Source organism: Streptomyces sp. V4I2, from assembly GCF_030817655.1.
Classification (GTDB): domain Bacteria; phylum Actinomycetota; class Actinomycetes; order Streptomycetales; family Streptomycetaceae; genus Streptomyces; species Streptomyces plumbiresistens.
Window position 1 is genome coordinate 7,699,092 of record NZ_JAUSZM010000003.1, and the last position, 18,593, is coordinate 7,717,684.

The 18,593-nt window shown below is 66.9% G+C and carries 13 protein-coding genes; 6 read left to right on the plus strand and 7 right to left on the minus strand.

The features are described from left to right. Positions 1 to 136 precede the first annotated feature (136 nt). From QFZ76_RS36345 to eccCa, 6 genes are all read right to left on the minus strand, one after another. Positions 137 to 865: a hypothetical protein gene (locus QFZ76_RS36345; RefSeq protein ID WP_307677644.1), complete on the minus strand. Its 729-nt coding sequence runs from the start codon at positions 863 to 865 to the stop codon at positions 137 to 139. 4 nt (positions 866 to 869) lie between these two features. Next, a complete protein-coding gene (locus tag QFZ76_RS36350) occupies positions 870 to 1,508 on the minus strand; it encodes a hypothetical protein (RefSeq protein WP_307677645.1) in 639 nt (212 codons plus the stop codon). A gap of 3 nt (positions 1,509 to 1,511) precedes the next feature. Then, complete coding sequence (locus QFZ76_RS36355; protein WP_307677646.1) at positions 1,512 to 3,824, minus strand: DUF6571 family protein; 2,313 nt, start codon at positions 3,822 to 3,824, stop codon at positions 1,512 to 1,514. Then, complete coding sequence (locus QFZ76_RS36360) at positions 3,824 to 4,339, minus strand: hypothetical protein (protein ID WP_307677647.1); 516 nt, start codon at positions 4,337 to 4,339, stop codon at positions 3,824 to 3,826. The genes QFZ76_RS36355 and QFZ76_RS36360 overlap by 1 nt, the downstream gene beginning before the upstream one ends. 163 nt (positions 4,340 to 4,502) lie before the next feature. Continuing rightward, on the minus strand, positions 4,503 to 4,733 hold the full coding sequence (locus tag QFZ76_RS36365) for a DUF6199 family natural product biosynthesis protein (RefSeq protein ID WP_307677648.1): 231 nt from the start codon (positions 4,731 to 4,733) through the stop codon (positions 4,503 to 4,505). Positions 4,734 to 4,793: 60 nt separating this feature from the next. Further along, positions 4,794 to 8,768 (minus strand): type VII secretion protein EccCa, encoded by a 3,975-nt coding sequence (eccCa, locus tag QFZ76_RS36370; RefSeq protein WP_307680230.1) that lies wholly within the window; start codon positions 8,766 to 8,768, stop codon positions 4,794 to 4,796. Between the two features lie 319 nt (positions 8,769 to 9,087). Here eccCa and eccD point away from each other — a divergent pair, with 319 nt between their 5' ends. Together eccD and QFZ76_RS36380 are read left to right on the plus strand one after the other, a co-directional pair. After that, positions 9,088 to 10,590, plus strand: coding sequence for a type VII secretion integral membrane protein EccD (gene eccD, locus QFZ76_RS36375; RefSeq protein ID WP_307680231.1), 1,503 nt, complete (start codon positions 9,088 to 9,090; stop codon positions 10,588 to 10,590). A 16-nt stretch (positions 10,591 to 10,606) separates the two neighbouring features. Beyond that, the gene (locus tag QFZ76_RS36380) at positions 10,607 to 12,112 is read left to right on the plus strand and encodes a PQQ-binding-like beta-propeller repeat protein (protein WP_307677649.1); all 1,506 of its coding nucleotides are present in this window, start codon (positions 10,607 to 10,609) and stop codon (positions 12,110 to 12,112) included. 57 nt (positions 12,113 to 12,169) lie between these two features. Here the strand turns inward: QFZ76_RS36380 and QFZ76_RS36385 are convergent, their stop codons facing one another. Further along, entirely contained in the window at positions 12,170 to 12,466 is a 297-nt protein-coding gene (locus QFZ76_RS36385; RefSeq protein ID WP_307677650.1) for a DUF397 domain-containing protein, read from the minus strand. 149 nt (positions 12,467 to 12,615) lie between these two features. On the opposite strand from QFZ76_RS36385, the gene QFZ76_RS36390 reads away from it, so the two are divergent. The 4 genes from QFZ76_RS36390 to QFZ76_RS36405 all read left to right on the plus strand — a co-directional run bounded on the left by QFZ76_RS36390 (position 12,616) and on the right by QFZ76_RS36405 (position 18,519). Further along, positions 12,616 to 14,094, plus strand: coding sequence for a PQQ-binding-like beta-propeller repeat protein (locus QFZ76_RS36390; RefSeq protein WP_307677651.1), 1,479 nt, complete (start codon positions 12,616 to 12,618; stop codon positions 14,092 to 14,094). 206 nt (positions 14,095 to 14,300) lie between these two features. Continuing rightward, positions 14,301 to 14,588, plus strand: a complete 288-nt coding sequence (gene rpsO / locus QFZ76_RS36395; RefSeq protein WP_307677652.1) for a 30S ribosomal protein S15 — start codon at positions 14,301 to 14,303, stop codon at positions 14,586 to 14,588. A 338-nt stretch (positions 14,589 to 14,926) separates the two neighbouring features. Further along, positions 14,927 to 17,143: a polyribonucleotide nucleotidyltransferase gene (locus QFZ76_RS36400; protein WP_307677653.1), complete on the plus strand. Its 2,217-nt coding sequence runs from the start codon at positions 14,927 to 14,929 to the stop codon at positions 17,141 to 17,143. Beyond that, the gene (locus QFZ76_RS36405; protein ID WP_307677654.1) at positions 17,140 to 18,519 is read left to right on the plus strand and encodes a pitrilysin family protein; all 1,380 of its coding nucleotides are present in this window, start codon (positions 17,140 to 17,142) and stop codon (positions 18,517 to 18,519) included. Before QFZ76_RS36400 ends, QFZ76_RS36405 begins: the two co-directional genes overlap by 4 nt. Positions 18,520 to 18,593: the final 74 nt, after the last annotated feature.

The window sequence follows — 18,593 nt, forward strand, 5'->3', positions numbered from 1 at the left end:
TTGAGCGCGTTGTGCCGAAGCGGGGAGAGAAAGTGATCACCTGTTCCTCCGGTGATATAGAGAAACAGGCGATCAGGGTCAACGTGACTGCCGCGAGCGTCGGTGCGCGGAGCAGAGAAGCAAGGATGGGCAGTGGTCAGCCGCACGCACCGGAGTCCTCGAGAGCCTTGGTGTATGCCGTGATCAGTGTCTTCATCGCGCCGGAGTCTGATCGGTCCGGAGCGAACACCTGGACTACGGCGTACAGGGTCTGATCGGGATGATCCGAGGACTTGCACGATGCCGTGGTCTTCCCTACCGAGCCAGTGCCCGAGGACAGAAAGCGATCATCGTCAGTTACTTGGCCATCGTCCATCTTGTCGTATGCGGCGGCGACGGTGGACGCACTCTCCCCGTTACTCCACCATGTCTGGATCTGCCGAACTGAGACATCGCCATCGACGATCACGTCACACTGTTTCGCTCCCCCGTTGGGAGACGAGGGCTTCACGGAGATGGAGTCACCTCCTGGCAGGAAAGAATCGAGCAGCTCGGGGTCCAGTGAAATTCCGCAGAGGGCGTTGGGGGTCGTGTACTTCTTCGCTTCTTCTCCGCCTCCGCCTGAGCATGCAGAAACAGCCAGCGCTCCGGCCAGTACCATGGCGACAGAAGCCCAAGCTCGGACGATTCGTGCGGATTGGTTGAGCTGGCGGGCGTGACGCGAAGAGTTCCTTTCGCCTGGTGCCAGACTTCGATCTCGAGATGGGCTGACATGACGTATTACGAGTTTCCGAGGAGGCTTCGGGTTCTTCGAATCGCGAATGTTGCATCGGTTCTCTTCATCGTCATGATTTAATGCGTCGAGAAAACGCAGTCGCAGAAGCATGGCGTTACCCGTCAAGCTTGGGTGGCATATCGCACTTCGCCTTGACGTGGGCGTACGAAGAGGCATTCTTTACGAGCTTGATCAGCTCATCGCGCGCTGCGGAATCACTGGAGTCTCCCGCCTGCTTCAATTCGGCAGAAACGCTGAGATTGTATTGTCCGCCTGGAGCTTTACCGGCTGAAGTGCACGGCACAAAGATGGCTGCGAACCTATCGGAAGCGACCGCTGTGGCGCCTGCCGTGAAGGGTGTGAGTGATTGAGTAGATACGTCGCTCGCAGTTGTTCCTTTGACCCACTGTGTCCAGCTTGTTGGCGATTCATCCTCCATCAGACGTGCTTCTGCGACCAGTAGCTGTTTGTCCTCTCCAGAGACGAAACACGAGGATTCGTAGTTCGTGTCCGTGACATCAACACGTGGATTCACATTGTCATCGAAGGAGTACGAGGATTCTTCGGGCAGCACCTTTCTCAAGGAGTCGACACTGATGGACGAGGACCCCAACGAAGAGCAAACCTCTCCTGCCTTGATCTCGCCTTTCTCTGTGAATGGTGGGAGTTTGAAAATGTATGCAGTTCCTGCGAGGAGTGCCAGTGTGGCTACGACTCCAACGGAGAGCAGAATCTGGGAACGGGTGAGTTTCAACTGTCAATCTTCCGTGTCGAGTTGGCGAGGAATTCCTTCACCGTCGAAGTAGTCGTGAATCTTCGTGCGAGCACTGTCGAATCCGCCTTCCGCGGAAGTACCTACAGAAGCCTCGATGAGTGGATAGCTGTGGCCGGAATTCTTTCCTGCCTTTTGGGCTGCCGCTTCAACTGCCGCATAGGTCGAGGATCTAGTGTCCTCGATCTTTTCGCCGTTGCGGTAAATGACCTCTCCGGAACTGTCTTTCATGGAGCCCTCGGTGATGCCGCTGATGATTTCGTCGGCGGCTGCGCCGGCCAAGTCTCCGATGATGGCGCCCCCGGGCCCTGTGGCTGGTGCCGTGGCCATACCGACCCCAATGCCGACAGCAGTGCCACCCCAGGTGCCGATACTCTCGATCTTGGCGTTGTAGTCGGCATCCTTGATGCCACCTTCGAGCTCGCTCTCGTAGGCGCGACCCGCGCCGACCATGCCCTCGATCTGCCCCGCAGTTCGGGCGATGTCGTCGATTCCTTGCTTGAGACGCTCTTCCTGATCAAATGCAGGGTCGTTGGCATACACCTCGGGATGTTCGAAGTGATACTGCATCAACTGCGTCGTGTAGCTGGTCTGCCCCAGATTCACAGCCGCGTAACTGTCGGGATTGCGGCCGAGGGTGTAGAGGAGGCGTGTGGTGTCCCTTTCGCTCAACTCTGCTGCTGTGCCTGCGATGGGGAACAGTTGTCCCTCGCCCTTATTTCCGGCATGGAGTCCACGATGGATATCCGGCATGTATTCGGCAGCGATCTGGCCCACGCTGTCTGACATGTAACCGTACTTAGTGAGGCGTGTCGGATCTTCCGAGATCGATGATACGAGGCTCTGTGTGAGCTTGGCCTGTTCGGCGTTGTGCGGAGGCGTATCCGCTGTAGGCATCTCTCCTGCCGGATGCCCGGTGGTAGCCGCCTCCAACGCTAGAGCCAGATTGTTCCGCCCAGCGATACTGTCCTCGCCCTTGTCGTCCCTATCCTGCGGCCAGTCCCGCTCTTCGAAGAGGTAGTCGAAGTTGCTGAGAGTTCTCCTTCCCTCCTTCCCATCACCGTCTGTGTCGTGCGTGAAATCGTGATCTTCGTCCTTGGTGACGAAGGTGCCGTTGAAGAAGTCCGTTGCCGCGTCCGGGCTGTTCGACAGGGCCTTGAGGTAGCCGGTCATCGGGTCCCAGCCCGAGTCGGTGCCCGTGCGGTTGAGGAGCGGGTCGCCGCCTGTGCGGGCCCAGGCGCCGTGGCGGCCGTTGTCCGTGAACTTCTTCTCCGTCTCGATCAGCTTTTCGCCGTAGTCGTAGAGGAATCGGTCGTCGTAGTCGCCGAACCGCATCAGGTTCGTCATGACCTGAGCACCGAGGGGGAAACCGCCGTTGCGGCCGACGGGTTTGTCGGCCAGATCGGTCATCTGGTACTTCCAGTCGGCCATGTTGGCGCTGTCGCTCTGCGACGCCGTAGCGAGAGTGAGGCTGAGGTTCTTCTGCAAGTCGTCATACTTATCGACCCGCTTCTGTCCCAGTTCCCAGGCGCTGTGATGGTCGTTGATACCGGTCCAGAAGTCGAGAGTCCCTTGCGGTCCGAGTCTGTGGGCGAACTGTTCCGCGAACAACTCGTCGTTCCCGTACTCCTTGAGGCCGTCGTTGATCCGGTCGAACTCGGCCGGCGTGAGATCCTCGGGATTCTTCTTGGCGAGTTTGGCCAACTCGTCGGCTGCCTTGATCGCGTTGGCTGCCTCGTCCCGATTGCCGTAGTTGGCTTCGGAGAAGCCAAGCTGGCTCTGGTCGACGAGCTTGGTCAGTACCTCACTGGCTGAACTGTCGCTTTCTGTAGCCTCGTTGAGGATCTTCTGGATCTCGTCGCGCAGGGCCGTGACGTCGCTCTCCTGGTGCTCGGGAACCGTGGTGCCCTTCGCGGCGCGATCGGGGTGGATGTTCATGGTGACGGTGAATGCGCCGTCACCGGTGGAGACCACCGTGAGGTTCTTCTTCAGGCCCCGGTCGATCGCGTCGTTGAGCTTGCCCTGGTAACGCTTGAGCTCGTCCCGTGTGTCACGGAGGATGTTCCGGATCGACGTCGCCTGCGTGTGGGCATCGGCGAATTCGCCGGCTGTCTTGCCGATGAACTCTTTGGACACGGTGGCGTTGTAGCCCGCCCAGTTGGCCTTGTTGGCGGCTCCCCGGAGACCCTTCTCGGCGGTGTCCTTGAGCGTTTCGAGGTCGCCGACCATCGTCGACCAGTCCTCGATGGCGGTGTCGAGCTGGCTGAAGCTGGCGAAACGAAGAGCGTCGAGGTCCATCAGCTCTTGCCCTTCTTCTCGCCGGAGTCGCCGTAGACCGAATTCTTCGCGCCCGGTTCACCGACCCTTTCGTCAAATCCCGCGTCCAACATGTCAATGCTGCTCATCTGGCGACGGATGTAATGGTCGTCGTCCGAGTGAAGCTTCTTGGTGGTCGTCATGTGGTTGGAAATATGCGCGCACGCATCCCTGAGGGACGACAGCTGTTCGTCCCATCGAGTCGCCACGTGTTGGAGCCCGCCACCCAGCGCGAAGCCGTCCTTGGACAGCGTCCCCGCGGCTGTTTCGCTGCTGGGTACAGCTCTGCGTCCCTTGTCCCACAGGTCGTTGTACAAGTCGAACGCCTTCTTGCCGATGTTCGACAGGTCGCCCTGATTGACCTTGAGATCGCCGTACTGGCTGGGAGCTGAGGTGTAACCCCCGCCGTCACCGGGATCCAGCTGGTTCAGCTGCATCTGCGTCGACTGACGCTCAGCCGCCTGCGACTTTAGCTGCTCCCACTCGTCCCATGCCATGCGCAAACCTCTCCCCGTGTCCCCGTGAAGCCCGCCCCCTCGGGCGGAACTGTTCCGTCAAAGTACTAACTGGCCAGACCTGTGAACTCGTTTCAAGCGACTTCAGAGGTCCCACCAGATTGACGGTGGCGGATAGGAGACCTCCAGCCCACCACCCGCCCTCTCACATCTGAGCAGCCAACGAAAACGTCCACACAGCCATCCCCACCATGACCGCCGCACAGACGAACGCCACGATCCGCTTCGACCGATACTCCGAGTCCGAAGGCTCGTTCGCCTCCGGATCCCGGAACCGGCGTGCCTGGAATCGCCACCACAGTGCACGCTGATCGGCCGCACCGAGCCCCGCGAGCGCCAGAGCCAGCAGGATCATAAAGATCCCCACACCCACCATCAGTGAATTCCTCCGGATGCCACGTACGACACCGACCTCACCAACGCCAAGCCCGCCACCTCAGTACCCCCCCTCCTCCACCAACCCCACCTGCACCAACGGCTTCCCCCGCCGCCGAGAGACAAAGATCCCCCGCCCCGCAGGCATCGGCCGCGGCCGAACCCCGCCGAGAATGTCGCCCTCCCCCGGGTCACCGGCCAGGACGACCCCCTGCGCGCCCAGTTCCTTGATGCGCTGCATGAAGGCCTCGTAGGCCGCCCGCCCGGCACCCGCAGTCGACCGCGCGATGATGAACCGCACCCCCACGTCCCGGGCGAACGGCAACAGCTCCGTCAACCCCGCCAGCGGATTCCCGCTCGACGTCGACACGAGGTCGTAGTCATCGACGACGACGTACACCGTCGGCCCCTGCCACCAGCTCCGGTCCCGCAGCTGCTGCGCCGTCACGTCGGCCGTGGGGGAGCGGCGCTGCATCAGGTCGGCGAGGGCGGCCATGTGGTGGTCCATGGAGTTGGACATGGGGATGTACTCGGCGAGGTGGGACGCCGGCGTCACGTCCAGCAGCGAGCGCCGGTTGTCGATGACGAACAGCTTGGCTTCGTGGCCCGCGTACCGCTCCGTGATCTGCTTGATCAGCAGCCGCAGCAGGTTCGACTTGCCCGACTCGCTCTCGCCGAAGATGAGGAAGAACGGGTCCTGCTCGAAGTCGACGAAGACCGGTTCGAGGTTGTCCTCGTCGAGGGCGAAGGCGACACCTCGGCGCGGAAAGCGATCCCCCGAAGGCAGCTGTGCGGCCGAGAACTCGCGCGGCAGCAACCGGACTTGGGGCGCGCCGGGTGCCTGCCAGTGCCGGGTGGCCTCGGTCGCCAGGGCCGCCGTGGCGTCTGCCAGGTCCGTGTCGGACATCAGCCCGTCGATGCGTGGCACCGCCGCCATGAAGTGCAGCTTCCCTGGCGCCTGTCCGCGGCCGGGCACCCCCGCCGGGACGTTCGCGGCCACCTTGCGGTCCATCTCGGAGTCCATCGTGTCGCCGAGCCGCAGCTCCAGGCGGTTCATCAGCTGGTCCTTGAGGGCGGCCCTGACCTCCATCGAACGGGAGGCCGTCAGGATGAGGTGGATGCCGTAACCGAGGCCACGCGCCGCGATGTCGAGGATCAGCTGGTCCATCGCCTCGTAGTCGGCACGGAAGTTGCCCCAGCCGTCGATGACCAGGAAGACGTCGCCCCACGGCTGATCCGTGACCGAGATCTCGCCCCGGGCCCGTCGTGCCCGGAAGTCCGCGATGGACGCGATGCCCGCGGAGCGGAAGTACTCCTCGCGGCGGGTCAGCACGCCGTACACCTCGGCAACCGTGCGCCGCACCTTCTCCGGGTCCAGGCGCGAGGCCACGCCCCCCACGTGCGGCAGTCCGGCGACCGCAGCCATGCCGCCGCCGCCGAAGTCGAGGCCGTAGAACTGGACTTCGTACGGCGTGTGCGTGAGCGCGAACGACGAGATCAGGGTGCGCAGCAGCGTCGACTTGCCGGACTGTGGACCGCCGATGATCTGCATGTGGCCGGCCGCGCCGGAGAAGTCGGCCCAGAGCGGGTCGCGGCGCTGCTCGTACGGCTTGTCCACCAGGCCGAGGGGTACCACCAGACGGCCGGCGCCCTCGTAGCCCGGCTGCGTGAGCCCGCGGCCCGGTACCGCCGTGAGTCCGGGCAGGAGAGAGTCCATGGACGGCGGGCTGTCCAGCGGCGGCAGCCACACCTGGTGGGCTGCCGGTCCCTGCGCCTCAAGTCGGCGCACGACCACGTCGAGCACGGTGTCGGCGAGCGCGTCGTCGACCTCCGGAGCGTCCGAAGCCGAAGTGCGCTGCTGCGGCACGGCCACGTACTGCACCGGTACCTCGGCCGCCGTGAACAGCACGGGCCGCCGGTCCATCGGCAGCGGCCCACCGCCCAGCGCCGACCGTTGCGTGCCCGAGCGGTACACACCGGAGACGTACGCCGCCTTGAAGCGCACCATCTCACCCGTGCCGTGCTTCAGGAGGCCGGAGCCGGGGACGTTCGGCAGTTCGTAGGCGTCCGGTACGCCGATCGCGGCCCGGGACTCCGCGGCGGAGAACGTCCGCAGACCGATCCGGTACGACAGGTAGGTCTCCAGACCGCGCAGGCGCCCCTCCTCCAGGCGCTGTGACGCCAGCAGCAGGTGCACGCCCAGCGACCGGCCGATACGGCCGATCTGCACGAACATCTCGATGAAGTCCGGTTTGGCGGTCAGGAGTTCACTGAACTCGTCGATCACCAGCACCAAGGACGGAATCGGCTGCAGCGGCGCGCCCGCCGCCCGCGCCTTCTCGTAGTCGTGGATGTTGGCGTAGTTGCCCGCGTCGCGCAGCATCTCCTGGCGGCGGTTGAGCTCGCCGCGGATGGAGTCGCCCATGCGGTCGACCAGGGTCAGGTCGTCCGCGAGGTTGGTGATGACGGCCGCAACGTGCGGCATCTGTGCCATGCCCGCGAAGGTCGCGCCGCCCTTGAAGTCCGCGAGGACGAAGTTCAGGGTCTCGGAGGAGTGCGTCACCGCCAGGCCCAGCACCAGGGTGCGCAGCAGCTCCGACTTGCCGGAACCGGTGGCGCCCACGCACAGGCCGTGCGGGCCCATGCCCTCCTGTGCGGCCTCCTTGAGGTCCAGCATCACGGGCCGGCCGTCCTCGCCGAGTCCGATCGGCACGCGCAGCCGCTCGGCCAGCGAACGCGGCCGCCAGGTGCGCTTGGTGTCGACGGACGCCGCGTCGCCGAGGTTCAGCAGGTCGGTGAACTCCAGGTTGGCGAGCAGGGGTTCGTCGTCGTCCCCGCCGGCTGCCATCCGCAGGGGGGCGAGTTGCCGGGCGAGGGCTTCGGCGGACTCGTAGGACAGGACGTCGGGAGTCCCCTCGTAGACGACGCCGTGCCCCGACTCCAGGTGCAGCGCTTCGGGTCGTACGACGATGGAGAGATCGCCGCCCGCCCCGGTCAGCTCACCGGGGACGACCTCGAGGACCGTGACGCCCTGCAGGCCCTCGGGGTTGGCCAGGACGGAGTCCGGCGGCAGGGACAGGCCGTCGAGTACGACGACGATATGCGGCTCCTCCGGCAGGGGCGCCGCGTTCGGGTGGAAGCGCGGACGGCCGGTCAGCCGGGTGGCGAGCAGGTTCTCCAGTTCGCGGGAATCGCTGTCGATCAGCCTGCGACTGCCCGCGCCGTCCACGGCACCGGGCGCCTGGACGTGCGGCAGCCACTTGGTCCACTCCCAGTGGGGCAGGGCCTCGCGGCCGGCCGCGACCACGATGAGCAGGTCCTCGGGGGAGTGCAGCGCAGCCAGCGAACCGGCCATGGCCCGGGCGGAGGACCGCACGGACTGCGGTTCGCCGCTGATCGTGACGTGGTAGAAGGCCCGCAGCGAGACCGCCATCGGCAGGTCGTCGAGGGTGCTGTGGACGGCGAGGAAGCGCTGCATCGCACCGGCGGTCAGCGGCTCCAGCTGCTCGACGGGGGCGCTCTCGGGGGCGACCAGGGCGCTGGCGAGGCCCTGCGAGCCGAGGCCGATACGGACCTGGGCGAAGTCCTCGTCGCCGGGGCGGCGTTCCCACACCCGGCTGCCTTCGGCGACCAGGGCCCACAGCTGCTCGGGGGACGGGTGGAGGAAGTACTGCGCGTCGCGCTGTGCCTTCGCCGTACTGACGGCCGTACGCCGGGTCTGCGCCAGGTAACTCAGGTAGTCGCGGCGCATGTCCGCCAACTGCCCTTGGGAACCGCGGCGGAAGCGGATCACCATGGCGATGGCCATGGCGATCGTCGACGCGATCATGATCATGCCCATGATCTTCATGAACGGTTGCCCGTTCGTGAAGAAGAAGACCACCGAGCCACCCATGCCGAGTGTCGGCAGGAGTTGCATCAGCACGCTTTCCTGGTGTCCCCGCGGCAGTTCGGGCGGAGGTTGCAGGACGATCTCCTGCGTGGACACTTCGGACGGCAGCGCCCGAGGCGGGCGCTTCACGACGATGTGGCTCACTGTCATCCATTCCCTTGGCCGGCCCGAGAGTCCGTCCGCCGCCCCGTGTCAGGCGGACGCAAGCCGCCGCGCGATCCTACTGACTTCATACGAGACGAGGGGACGGTAGGGTGCCGGATGTTCGCGTGAGCACACGCGAGTTGGGCTGGCGGATCGGGGCATTCCGTGTCATCCGACACGGTACGGAATCCGGGCGCCGGCCCTGTGAAGTCCTTGTCGCCGCCGTGCCGCATCGTCGGCCACGACGAGCGCGGAAAGCGGCGCAGGACATTCACGCCATGGACGCGGAACCATCACTGAGGGGGATCAGCAGGTGAGCATGACGGCCTCCGCGGCAGCCACCGGGGGAGGGCCCGGAACGGGGACTTCCGGCGCGGGCACCGGGCTCGGTTTCTGCCGGGTCACCATCGTCGCGCCCGACAGCCGGATCGACGTGGCGCTGCCCGACGACATCCCGGTCGCCGACATCTATCCGGAGATCCTCAGGCTCTCCCAGCAGAGCCCCGCCGAGGGCGCACCCGTCGGCTACCACCTGGTACGCCGGGACGGCACCGTCCTCGACAGCTCCCGGTCCTTCGCCGCCCAGCGCATCCTCGACGGCGAACTCCTCACGCTGCGCCCCTTCTCCGAGTCGCTGCCCCCCGCCGTCTTCGACGACGTCTCCGAAGCGGTCGCCTCCGCCGTGACGAGCGAACGCACCCTGTGGAGCGGCGACTTGACGCGCGCCTCGGGCCTCGTCGGCGGAGGCGTACTGCCGGTCCTGCTCGCCTTCGTGGCCTGGACCGGCGATCCGCTCCACGACATGAACAGCCTCCCCGGCATCCTCGCCGGGGTCACGGGTGTCCTCCTGGTCGTCCTCGCGTGCGTGCGCGCCCGGGTCTACGACGACCGGGCCTCGGCCATCGCCCTGGGACTCGGTGCCCTGCCCAACGTCGGCGTGGCGGGCTCGGGGCTCCTCCCGCTCGCTGACGGCGAGGGCATCGGCAAGCTCCAGTTCCTCCTCGCCTGTGCGGCGGTGCTGCTGGCCTCGTTCCTGCTCACCCTGTTCTCGCCGAGCGGGGACGGCCCGTTCGTCGCCTTCGTCTTCGCCTCCGCCATCGGCCTGCTCGCCGTGTTCGCGGGAACGCTCGCCGACTGGACGCCCTCCGAGATCGCCGCCCTGTGCGCCCCGATCGCCGTCGGCGGCCTGGCCTTCCTGCCGGGCCTGTCGATGCGCTTCGCCCGGCTGCCGATCGGCTTCGACACCCCGGACACCGCCCCGCGCAGCGCGTACGACACCGACCTCACCCCGCAGGAGCCGGTCGACGCCGAGCGGGTCACTGCCAAGGCGCGGCGCGGACACGAACTCCTGGTCGGCCTGGTGGGCGGCTGTGCGCTGATCGCCGTCGGTGCCTCGATCGTCCTCGGCTTCTCCTCGAACGTCTGGGCCCAACTCCTCGCCCTCGCGACCGGAGTCGCCCTGCTGATGCGCGCCCACCTCTTCCGGTACACCGGCCAGGTCGCGCCTGTCCTGGGCGCCGGCCTCGCCTCCCTCGTACTGCTCGGCCTCGGCCTGGCGCTCAACCCGCCGCAGTCGATCGTCTACGAGGCCCTCAGGGGCGACCGCACCGACCTCGACATCCGGACCATCTGGTTGGTCGCGGCGATCGCTGCGATGGCCGCGCTTGTCACGGCGATCGGCCTGATCGTCGCGCGCGGCGGTCTCACCCCGTTCTGGGGCCGCTTCCTGGAGATCGCCGAGGGCTTCGTGCTGCTGACCCTGGTGCCGCTGGCCCTCGCCGTCTTCGACGTGTACACCACCGCCCGGTCGATGACGAGCTGACGGAGGGATTGTCAGCGTGAGCTTCGGTCCACCTCCCTCCGTGTACACCCAGTCCACCGTGACGGCGGATCGCCGGGTCAGAAGACGTCGTAGGACGCTGCTCGGCGTGGTCGCCGCCGTCCTGGTGGTCGTGTTGGCCGCGGTCGGCTGGCTGCTGGGGGATCCGGATCCCCCGAAGTCGGACAAGCCGCCGGCCGCCGCGGCGCAGAACCGTCTGGACGTCAGGGAAGCCGTCGAGAAACAGCCCAGGAGCACCACCGGCGCTATGGCGTTCCGCTTCTCCGAAGACGAGATGACTCCCGCTGAGCGCCATGCGATGCCAGGCATGTGGGCCACGGACAAGATCCTCGCCAAGGGCATCAACCAAACCCTCGTCGGGTTCAGGATCGGTACGAACGTCAGTGTCGGCGACGAGGTGTGGAAACTCCGCTTCTCCGGCCCGGTCTGCGGCTACACACTGCACACGACTGTCGAGAACCGTACGGCCGTCCTCTTCCGGTCGAGCGGTGACAAGAACACCCTGTGCGACCGTGTCGCTTTTGTCGACCTCGACGACGGCCGGAAGCTCTGGGAGCAGGCGTTCACACCCGGCCGCTGGGACACGCCGAGCGTGACGCTGACGCACGCCACGGTCGCGGTGACATGGGGTGGTGGCTCCGATGCGTACGACATGGACCGCGGCCGTCGGCTGTGGCGTACCGAGGCCACGGGCAACTGTGACGACTTCGGCGCCGCCGGCGGCCGCGGCCTGCTCGTGCTGGTCTCCTGCTTCGACAAGAACAAGTCCGCCACCTCGTGGGAGTCGACCACCTACAAGGTGCGCAAGGTGGCGCCGCGCACTGGCCGGACCCTGTGGACGTACTCGGTCGCGGCGGGAGTCCGGGAGGTCATGGTGCCGTCCACCGACCCGGTCGTCCTCGCGATCGCGGCCGGCGACACGGGCTTCACCGAGCTGCTCTCCCTGGATGATCAGGGCAAGAACCGGGCCACGATCAGGCTCGAGAGCGGGCAGTACGTCGGAGAGTGCAACGAGGAACTCGACTTCCGAGTCATCGACGACTGCCCGACGATCCCGGTCGGCGGCGGTCAGGTCTTCCTACGAAGCAAGGACCAGAGCGACGCTCAGAACCCCTACAACTGGATCGTCGGGTTCGACCTGGCGACCGGGCGAACCGCCAAGAAGTTCGACTCGGGGCCGGGGCAACTGCTGCGTCCGGTGCAGACGAGCGGCGGCCAACTCCTCGCGCTGCGCGAGAGCAGCGACGGCATCTCACCGATGGCGCTCGTCAGTCTCAATCCGAAGAGCGGCAAGGAGACTCCGTACTTCTACTTCAGCCTGCCGCTGGAGGCTGTGACGCTCACGGTCACGGACTCGAACAACATCCTCGTCGACCACGGACGGCTGTTCTTCGGCGCCAAGGAGGCGGTCGGCCCTGAGAGGAAGACGTGGACCTGGCTGGCCCTGGGCATCGGGAGTGCGGCGCAGAAGGCGTCATCGACCGCACAGCTGCAGAAGCAGTAGGGGCGGAGACGAGGGCGGGGAGCCGGCCGGGTGCCGGTTCCCCGCCCCCACGCAACGTCACTCCGCCGCGAGGCCCCCGTCGCGCGGCCCCGGCTCCAGATCGAACTCCCCGTCCCGCGCCCCCAGCACGAACGCCCGCCACTCCGCCTCCGTGTACCGCAGCACGGTGTCGGGGTCGAGCGACGACCGCATGGCCACGGCGCCTTCGGGGAGGTAGGCGATCTCGACGCGCTCCTCGTGCTCCTCGGTGCCCGGCGCGCTGTGCCACTCGACGCCGGAGATGTCGAGGGCGTACAGCTCGTCCCTCTCCCGCTCCTTGCGTGCCTTGAGTTCCTCGTCCTTGGTGTCGGCCATGGCGATGTCTGATCCTTCCCTCTGCAACGAGCTGTCCAATCACCCTACTTGCCACCGTTCCCCCTGGTCAGGCGTTTGCCCATGAGTGACCGTCACGAAGGGCGACAGCTCCCTCACACTTCCGTGCCCTCGTCGGAAAGGTCCCGTCCGTGAGTTTCGGCCCACCGCCGTCCGTCTTCACCGAGTCCACCCTGGCGGCCGAGAAACGCAGGAAGCGCCGCAGGATGCTCGTCCTCGGTGCCACGACGACCGCACTCGCGGTGCTGCTCGCGGGGATGTGGGCACTGTCGTTCGACAGCACCGCCACCCCCTCCGGCCAGAGCCCGGCCGCGGCAAGCCAGGCCCCGGACGACATCCGGGAGACGATCGAGCGGCGGCCTGCGACCCCGGAAGCGGTGAACGCGGTCGCGCGCCGAGCCGAGGGCGTCAAGGCCGGCCAGAACATCGAGGCGACGGGCACGTGGGCGACCGCCAAGACGTTTGCGAAGACCCTGGGCAACAGCATCACGGGGTACAGGATCTCGACCGACCGCCAGGCGTGGAAACTGGCCTTCCCCGGCAGCGTCTGCGCCGCCACCCCGCACGTCACCGTCGACGGCCGGACAACCGTGGCCTTCTCGAGCGAGCCCACCAGGACCGATCCGAGCGGTGGGACCATGAGCGGCCCGTGCGACCGGATCGCCATGTTCGACATCGCCACGGGCAAGCGGCTGTGGCACGTCCAGCTGCCCGAGAAGCCACTCGTGCCCGCCAGGCTCACGATCACACGCGGAAAGGTCATCGCGGCCTGGGAGGACGGCTCGGCGGCATACGCCATGGCCGGCGGGAAGCTGCTCTGGTCGCACACGCCCGGACCGGCCTGCCGGGACAGCGGCTACTCCGGGGGCGAGGCCCTCGTGCGGGTCGTCAAGTGCGGCAATGCGGACAACAGACGGTTTCGGGTGGAGGGGACGGACCCTGAGACCGGAAAGCCCTTGTGGACCTACACGGTGACTCCAGGCGTCCAGGACGTTCGTCTGGTCTCCTCGTCCCCCGTCGTCATCGCTGTCGCGGCGGGCGACCTCGTGATCACCGACCTGATCTCCCTCAGTGACCAGGGCGAGTTTCGCGCCACCATCTCGGTGCCCGTCCAGACCTACGTCACCAAGTGCGGCGACGGCATCGACGTCACGGGCCCGATCGAGACCTGTGAGGCGGTGGTGGTCGACGAGCGGCAGCTGTACGTCGCCACTCAGGCACGCGACACCGGCACCGTGAGCGCCCACGGACAGGTGGCCAACGAGATCGTCGCCTTCGACCTGGCCACCGGGAAGAGCCTCAGGAAGTTCGACGCCAAGATCGGCCGCCCGATGTACCCCGTCCGTATGAGCGGCGACCTGCTGATCGCCGCTCGGGAGTCCTCCTCCGCACACACACCCAGCGCCGCCGTGAGCATCGACCCCAGCTCGGGGAAGGAGACCCTGCTCCTGCTCTTCGGCACCGTCGGCATGCTGCCCTTCGAGTATCTGGACGTCCGATACGAGCATGGCCGCATCTTCTTCGCCGCGACGAGCCTCGCCGGGCCGGTGAGCAAGGACGACGAGGGGGAGGGCCTCTGGCTTGCCGACGGGTTCGAGACCGGTGGCTGATACCGGGTGGCTGATACCCGAGACGACCCCGGTCAGGGGCGTCCTCCCAGGCTGGTACTCTGTGCTGTGGCCGTTTGTGTACGCGCCCCCGGAGCCCAGGCCCTGGAGGCCGCGCCCAGCGGATCCCCGCCTCCCGAGTATCGGAAGCTTCCCTGAGATTTAGACCAGGGGCACTCGGTGGCCTTCACAGACTACGAGGAGTACGCGTGTCGCTCGACGCCGCTACGAAGAAGCAGCTCATCAGCGAGTTCGGTACCAAGGAGGGCGACACCGGCTCCCCCGAGGTCCAGGTCGCGATGCTCTCGCGCCGTATCTCGGACCTGACCGAGCACCTCAAGACCCACAAGCACGACCACCACTCCCGCCGTGGTCTGCTGATCCTGGTCGGTCAGCGCCGCCGCCTGCTGCAGTACCTGGCGAAGAAGGACATCCAGCGCTTCCGTGCGCTGGTCGACCGCCTCGGCATCCGCCGCGGTGCGGCGGGCGCCAAGTAAGACGCCGTGAGGGGAGCGGTTCCCGTGACTAGGGGGACCGCTCCCTTTGCTGTACGTAGGGAAACGTGCGGAGTGTCACTGACGCTTTGTAGTGTGGTAGCACAACGCAAGACGTACGACGCAGAGTGATGACGTGTACTCGCTGAGGGTATGGCGTCATACGACAACGAACGAGGAGAAGCGCACCTCGCCGCCGCCGGTCCTCGGTAGTGGCCCCCGGGGGAAGTGAGCCCCGAGGGCTTCGATCGAAGACCGGCCCGCACCAGACGGAGCGCTTCTCCGCAACCGTCCCCCTGCCACACGGGCAGCCGAGGGACGAAGACGAGGAGAAAGTACTAGTGGAGAACGAGACCCACTACGCCGAGGCCGTCATCGACAACGGCTCCTTCGGCACCCGCACCATCCGTTTCGAGACGGGCCGCCTGGCCAAGCAGGCCGCCGGCTCCGCCGTGGCGTACCTGGACGACGACACCATGGTGCTGTCGGCCACCACCGCCTCCAAGAACCCCAAGGACCAGCTCGACTTCTTCCCCCTCACGGTGGACGTCGAGGAGCGGATGTACGCCGCCGGCAAGATCCCCGGCAGCTTCTTCCGCCGTGAGGGCCGTCCCTCCGAGGACGCCATCCTCACCTGCCGCCTGATCGACCGCCCGCTGCGCCCGTCCTTCAAGAAGGGCCTGCGCAACGAGATCCAGGTCGTCGCCACCATCATGGCGCTCAACCCCGACCACCTGTACGACGTCGTGGCGATCAACGCCGCCTCCGCGTCCACGCAGCTGGCCGGTCTGCCCTTCTCCGGCCCGATCGGCGGCGTCCGCGTCGCGCTGATCAACGGCCAGTGGGTCGCGTTCCCGACGCACACCGAGCTCGAGGACGCCGTCTTCGACATGGTCGTCGCCGGTCGCGTCCTGGAGGACGGCGACGTCGCGATCATGATGGTCGAGGCCGAGGCCACCGAGAAGACCATCCAGCTGGTCGCGGGCGGCGCCGAGGCGCCGACCGAGGAGGTCGTCGCCTCCGGTCTGGACGCCGCGAAGCCCTTCATCAAGGTGCTCTGCAAGGCCCAGGCCGACCTCGCCGCGAAGGCCGCCAAGCCGACCGGCGAGTTCCCGGTCTTCCTCGACCACCAGGACGACGTCCTGGAGGCGCTGTCCGCCGCCGTCCGCCCGGAGCTCACCTCCGCGCTGACCATCGCGGGCAAGCAGGAGCGCGAGGCCGAGCTGGACCGCGTCAAGGCGCTGGCCGCCGAGAAGCTCCTGCCGGAGTTCGAGGGTCGCGAGAAGGAGATCTCCGCCGCGTACCGCTCGCTGACCAAGTCCCTGGTCCGTGAGCGCGTCATCAAGGAGAAGACGCGCATCGACGGCCGTGGGCTGACGGACATCCGTACGCTCGCCGCCGAGGTCGAGGCCATCCCGCGCGTGCACGGTTCGGCGCTGTTCGAGCGTGGCGAGACCCAGATCCTGGGCGTCACCACCCTGAACATGCTCCGTATGGAGCAGCAGCTGGACACCCTTTCCCCGGTGACCCGCAAGCGCTACATGCACAACTACAACTTCCCGCCGTACTCCGTCGGCGAGACCGGCCGCGTCGGCTCCCCGAAGCGCCGCGAGATCGGCCACGGAGCGCTCGCCGAGCGCGCCATCGTGCCGGTCCTGCCGACGCGCGAGGAGTTCCCCTACGCGATCCGTCAGGTGTCCGAGGCCCTCGGCTCCAACGGCTCGACGTCCATGGGCTCGGTCTGCGCCTCCACCATGTCGCTGCTGAACGCCGGTGTGCCCCTCAAGGCCCCCGTCGCCGGTATCGCCATGGGCCTGATCTCCCAGGAGATCAACGGCGAGACGCACTACGTCGCCCTCACCGACATCCTCGGTGCGGAGGACGCCTTCGGCGACATGGACTTCAAGGTCGCCGGCACCAAGGAGTTCGTGACCGCCCTCCAGCTGGACACCAAGCTGGACGGCATCCCGGCCTCCGTCCTGGCCGCCGCTCTCAAGCAGGCCCGTGACGCCCGCCTCCACATCCTCGACGTGATGATGGAAGCGATCGACACGCCGGACGAGATGTCCCCCAACGCCCCGCGGATCATCACCGTCAAGATCCCCGTGGACAAGATCGGCGAGGTCATCGGCCCGAAGGGCAAGATGATCAACCAGATCCAGGAGGACACCGGCGCCGAGATCACGATCGAGGACGACGGCACCATCTACATCGGTGCCCAGGTCGGCTCGCAGGCCGAGGCCGCCCGCGCCACGATCAACTCGATCGCCAACCCGACCATGCCGGAGGTCGGCGAGCGCTACCTGGGCACGGTCGTGAAGACGACCACCTTCGGTGCGTTCGTCTCGCTGCTCCCAGGCAAGGACGGTCTGCTGCACATCTCGCAGATCCGCAAGCTCGCCGGCGGCAAGCGCGTGGAGAACGTCGAGGACGTGCTCGCCGTGGGCTCCAAGGTCCAGGTCGAGATCGCCGAGATCGACTCCCGCGGCAAGCTCTCCCTCATCCCCGTGATCGAGGGCGAAGGCGACGACGAGAAGAAGGACGACACCGACCAGTGACGTCGAGCAGCTCCACGGCGACGGCCCGCACCTCTTCGGAGGCGCGGGCCGTCGCCCGTACCCAAACCCTGATCAAGGGGACCAACGGCATCGGTGTCGTCCGCAAGACCACCCTCCCCGGCGGCCTGCGCATCGTCACCGAGACCCTGCCCTCGGTCCGCTCCGCCACCTTCGGCATCTGGGCCCACGTCGGCTCCCGCGACGAGACGCCGGCCCTGAACGGCGCCACGCACTACCTGGAGCACCTCCTCTTCAAGGGCACGTCACGCCGTAGCGCGCTGGACATCTCCTCCGCCATCGACGCCGTCGGCGGCGAGATGAACGCCTTCACGGCGAAGGAGTACACGTGCTACTACGCGCGCGTGCTCGACACCGACCTGCCCCTGGCCATCGACGTCGTCTGCGACATGCTCACGGGCTCCCTCATCATCGAAGAGGACGTCAACGTCGAGCGGGGCGCGATCCTCGAAGAGATCGCCATGACCGAGGACGACCCGGGCGACTGCGTGCACGACCTGTTCGCGCACACCATGTTCGGCGACAACCCCCTCGGCCGCCCGGTCCTCGGCACGGTCGACACGGTCAACGCCCTCACCGCCGACCGCATCCGCCGCTTCTACAAGAAGCACTACGACCCGACCCACCTCGTGGTCGCCGCGGCCGGCAACATCGACCACAACAAGGTCGTACGACAGGTCCGCGCCGCCTTCGAGAGGGCGGGCTCCCTCAAGGACCTCGACGCCGAGCCCATCGCACCTCGTGAGGGCCGCCGAGCCCTGCGCACCGCGGGCCGCGTCGAGCTGATCGGCCGCAAGACCGAGCAGGCCCACGTCGTCCTGGGCATGCCGGGCCTGGCCCGCACGGACGAGCGCCGCTGGGCGCTGGGGGTGCTCAACACGGCCCTCGGCGGCGGCATGTCCTCCCGCCTCTTCCAGGAGGTCCGCGAGAAGCGCGGCCTGGCCTACAGCGTGTACTCGTACACCTCGGGCTTCGCCGACTGCGGCCTCTTCGGCGTGTACGCGGGCTGCCGCCCGAGCCAGGTGCACGACGTCCTGAAGATCTGCCGCGACGAACTCGACCACGTCGCCGAGCACAGCCTGTCGGACGACGAGATCGGCCGCGCCATCGGCCAGCTCCAGGGCTCCACCGTCCTCGGCCTGGAGGACACCGGCGCGCTGATGAACCGTATCGGCAAGAGCGAGCTGTGCTGGGGCGAGCAGATGTCCGTCGACGACATGCTGGCCCGGATAGCCTCGGTCACCCCGGACGACGTCCGCTCGGTCGCCCGCGAGATCCTGGGACGTCGGCCCTCGCTGTCGGTCATCGGCCCGTTGAAGGACAAGCAGGCGTCCCGACTGCACGAGGCCGTCGCCTGACCAAGTCCGAAACCCCGAGAATCCGAAACCCCGAGACTCCGTCCCTGAGACTCCGGAACCCCGGTTAAGGAAGC

Bases quoted from the DNA above. Each gene is read 5' to 3' on its own strand.
- QFZ76_RS36365 (WP_307677648.1), bottom strand. From the start codon at position 4,733: ATGGTGGGTGTGGGGATCTTTATGATCCTGCTGGCTCTGGCGCTCGCG.
- QFZ76_RS36345 (WP_307677644.1), bottom strand. From the start codon at position 865: ATGCTTCTGCGACTGCGTTTTCTCGACGCATTAAATCATGACGATGAA.
- QFZ76_RS36360 (WP_307677647.1), bottom strand. From the start codon at position 4,339: ATGGCATGGGACGAGTGGGAGCAGCTAAAGTCGCAGGCGGCTGAGCGT.
- QFZ76_RS36355 (WP_307677646.1), bottom strand. From the start codon at position 3,824: ATGGACCTCGACGCTCTTCGTTTCGCCAGCTTCAGCCAGCTCGACACC.
- QFZ76_RS36385 (WP_307677650.1), bottom strand. From the start codon at position 12,466: ATGGCCGACACCAAGGACGAGGAACTCAAGGCACGCAAGGAGCGGGAG.
- eccD (WP_307680231.1), top strand. From the start codon at position 9,088: ATGACGGCCTCCGCGGCAGCCACCGGGGGAGGGCCCGGAACGGGGACT.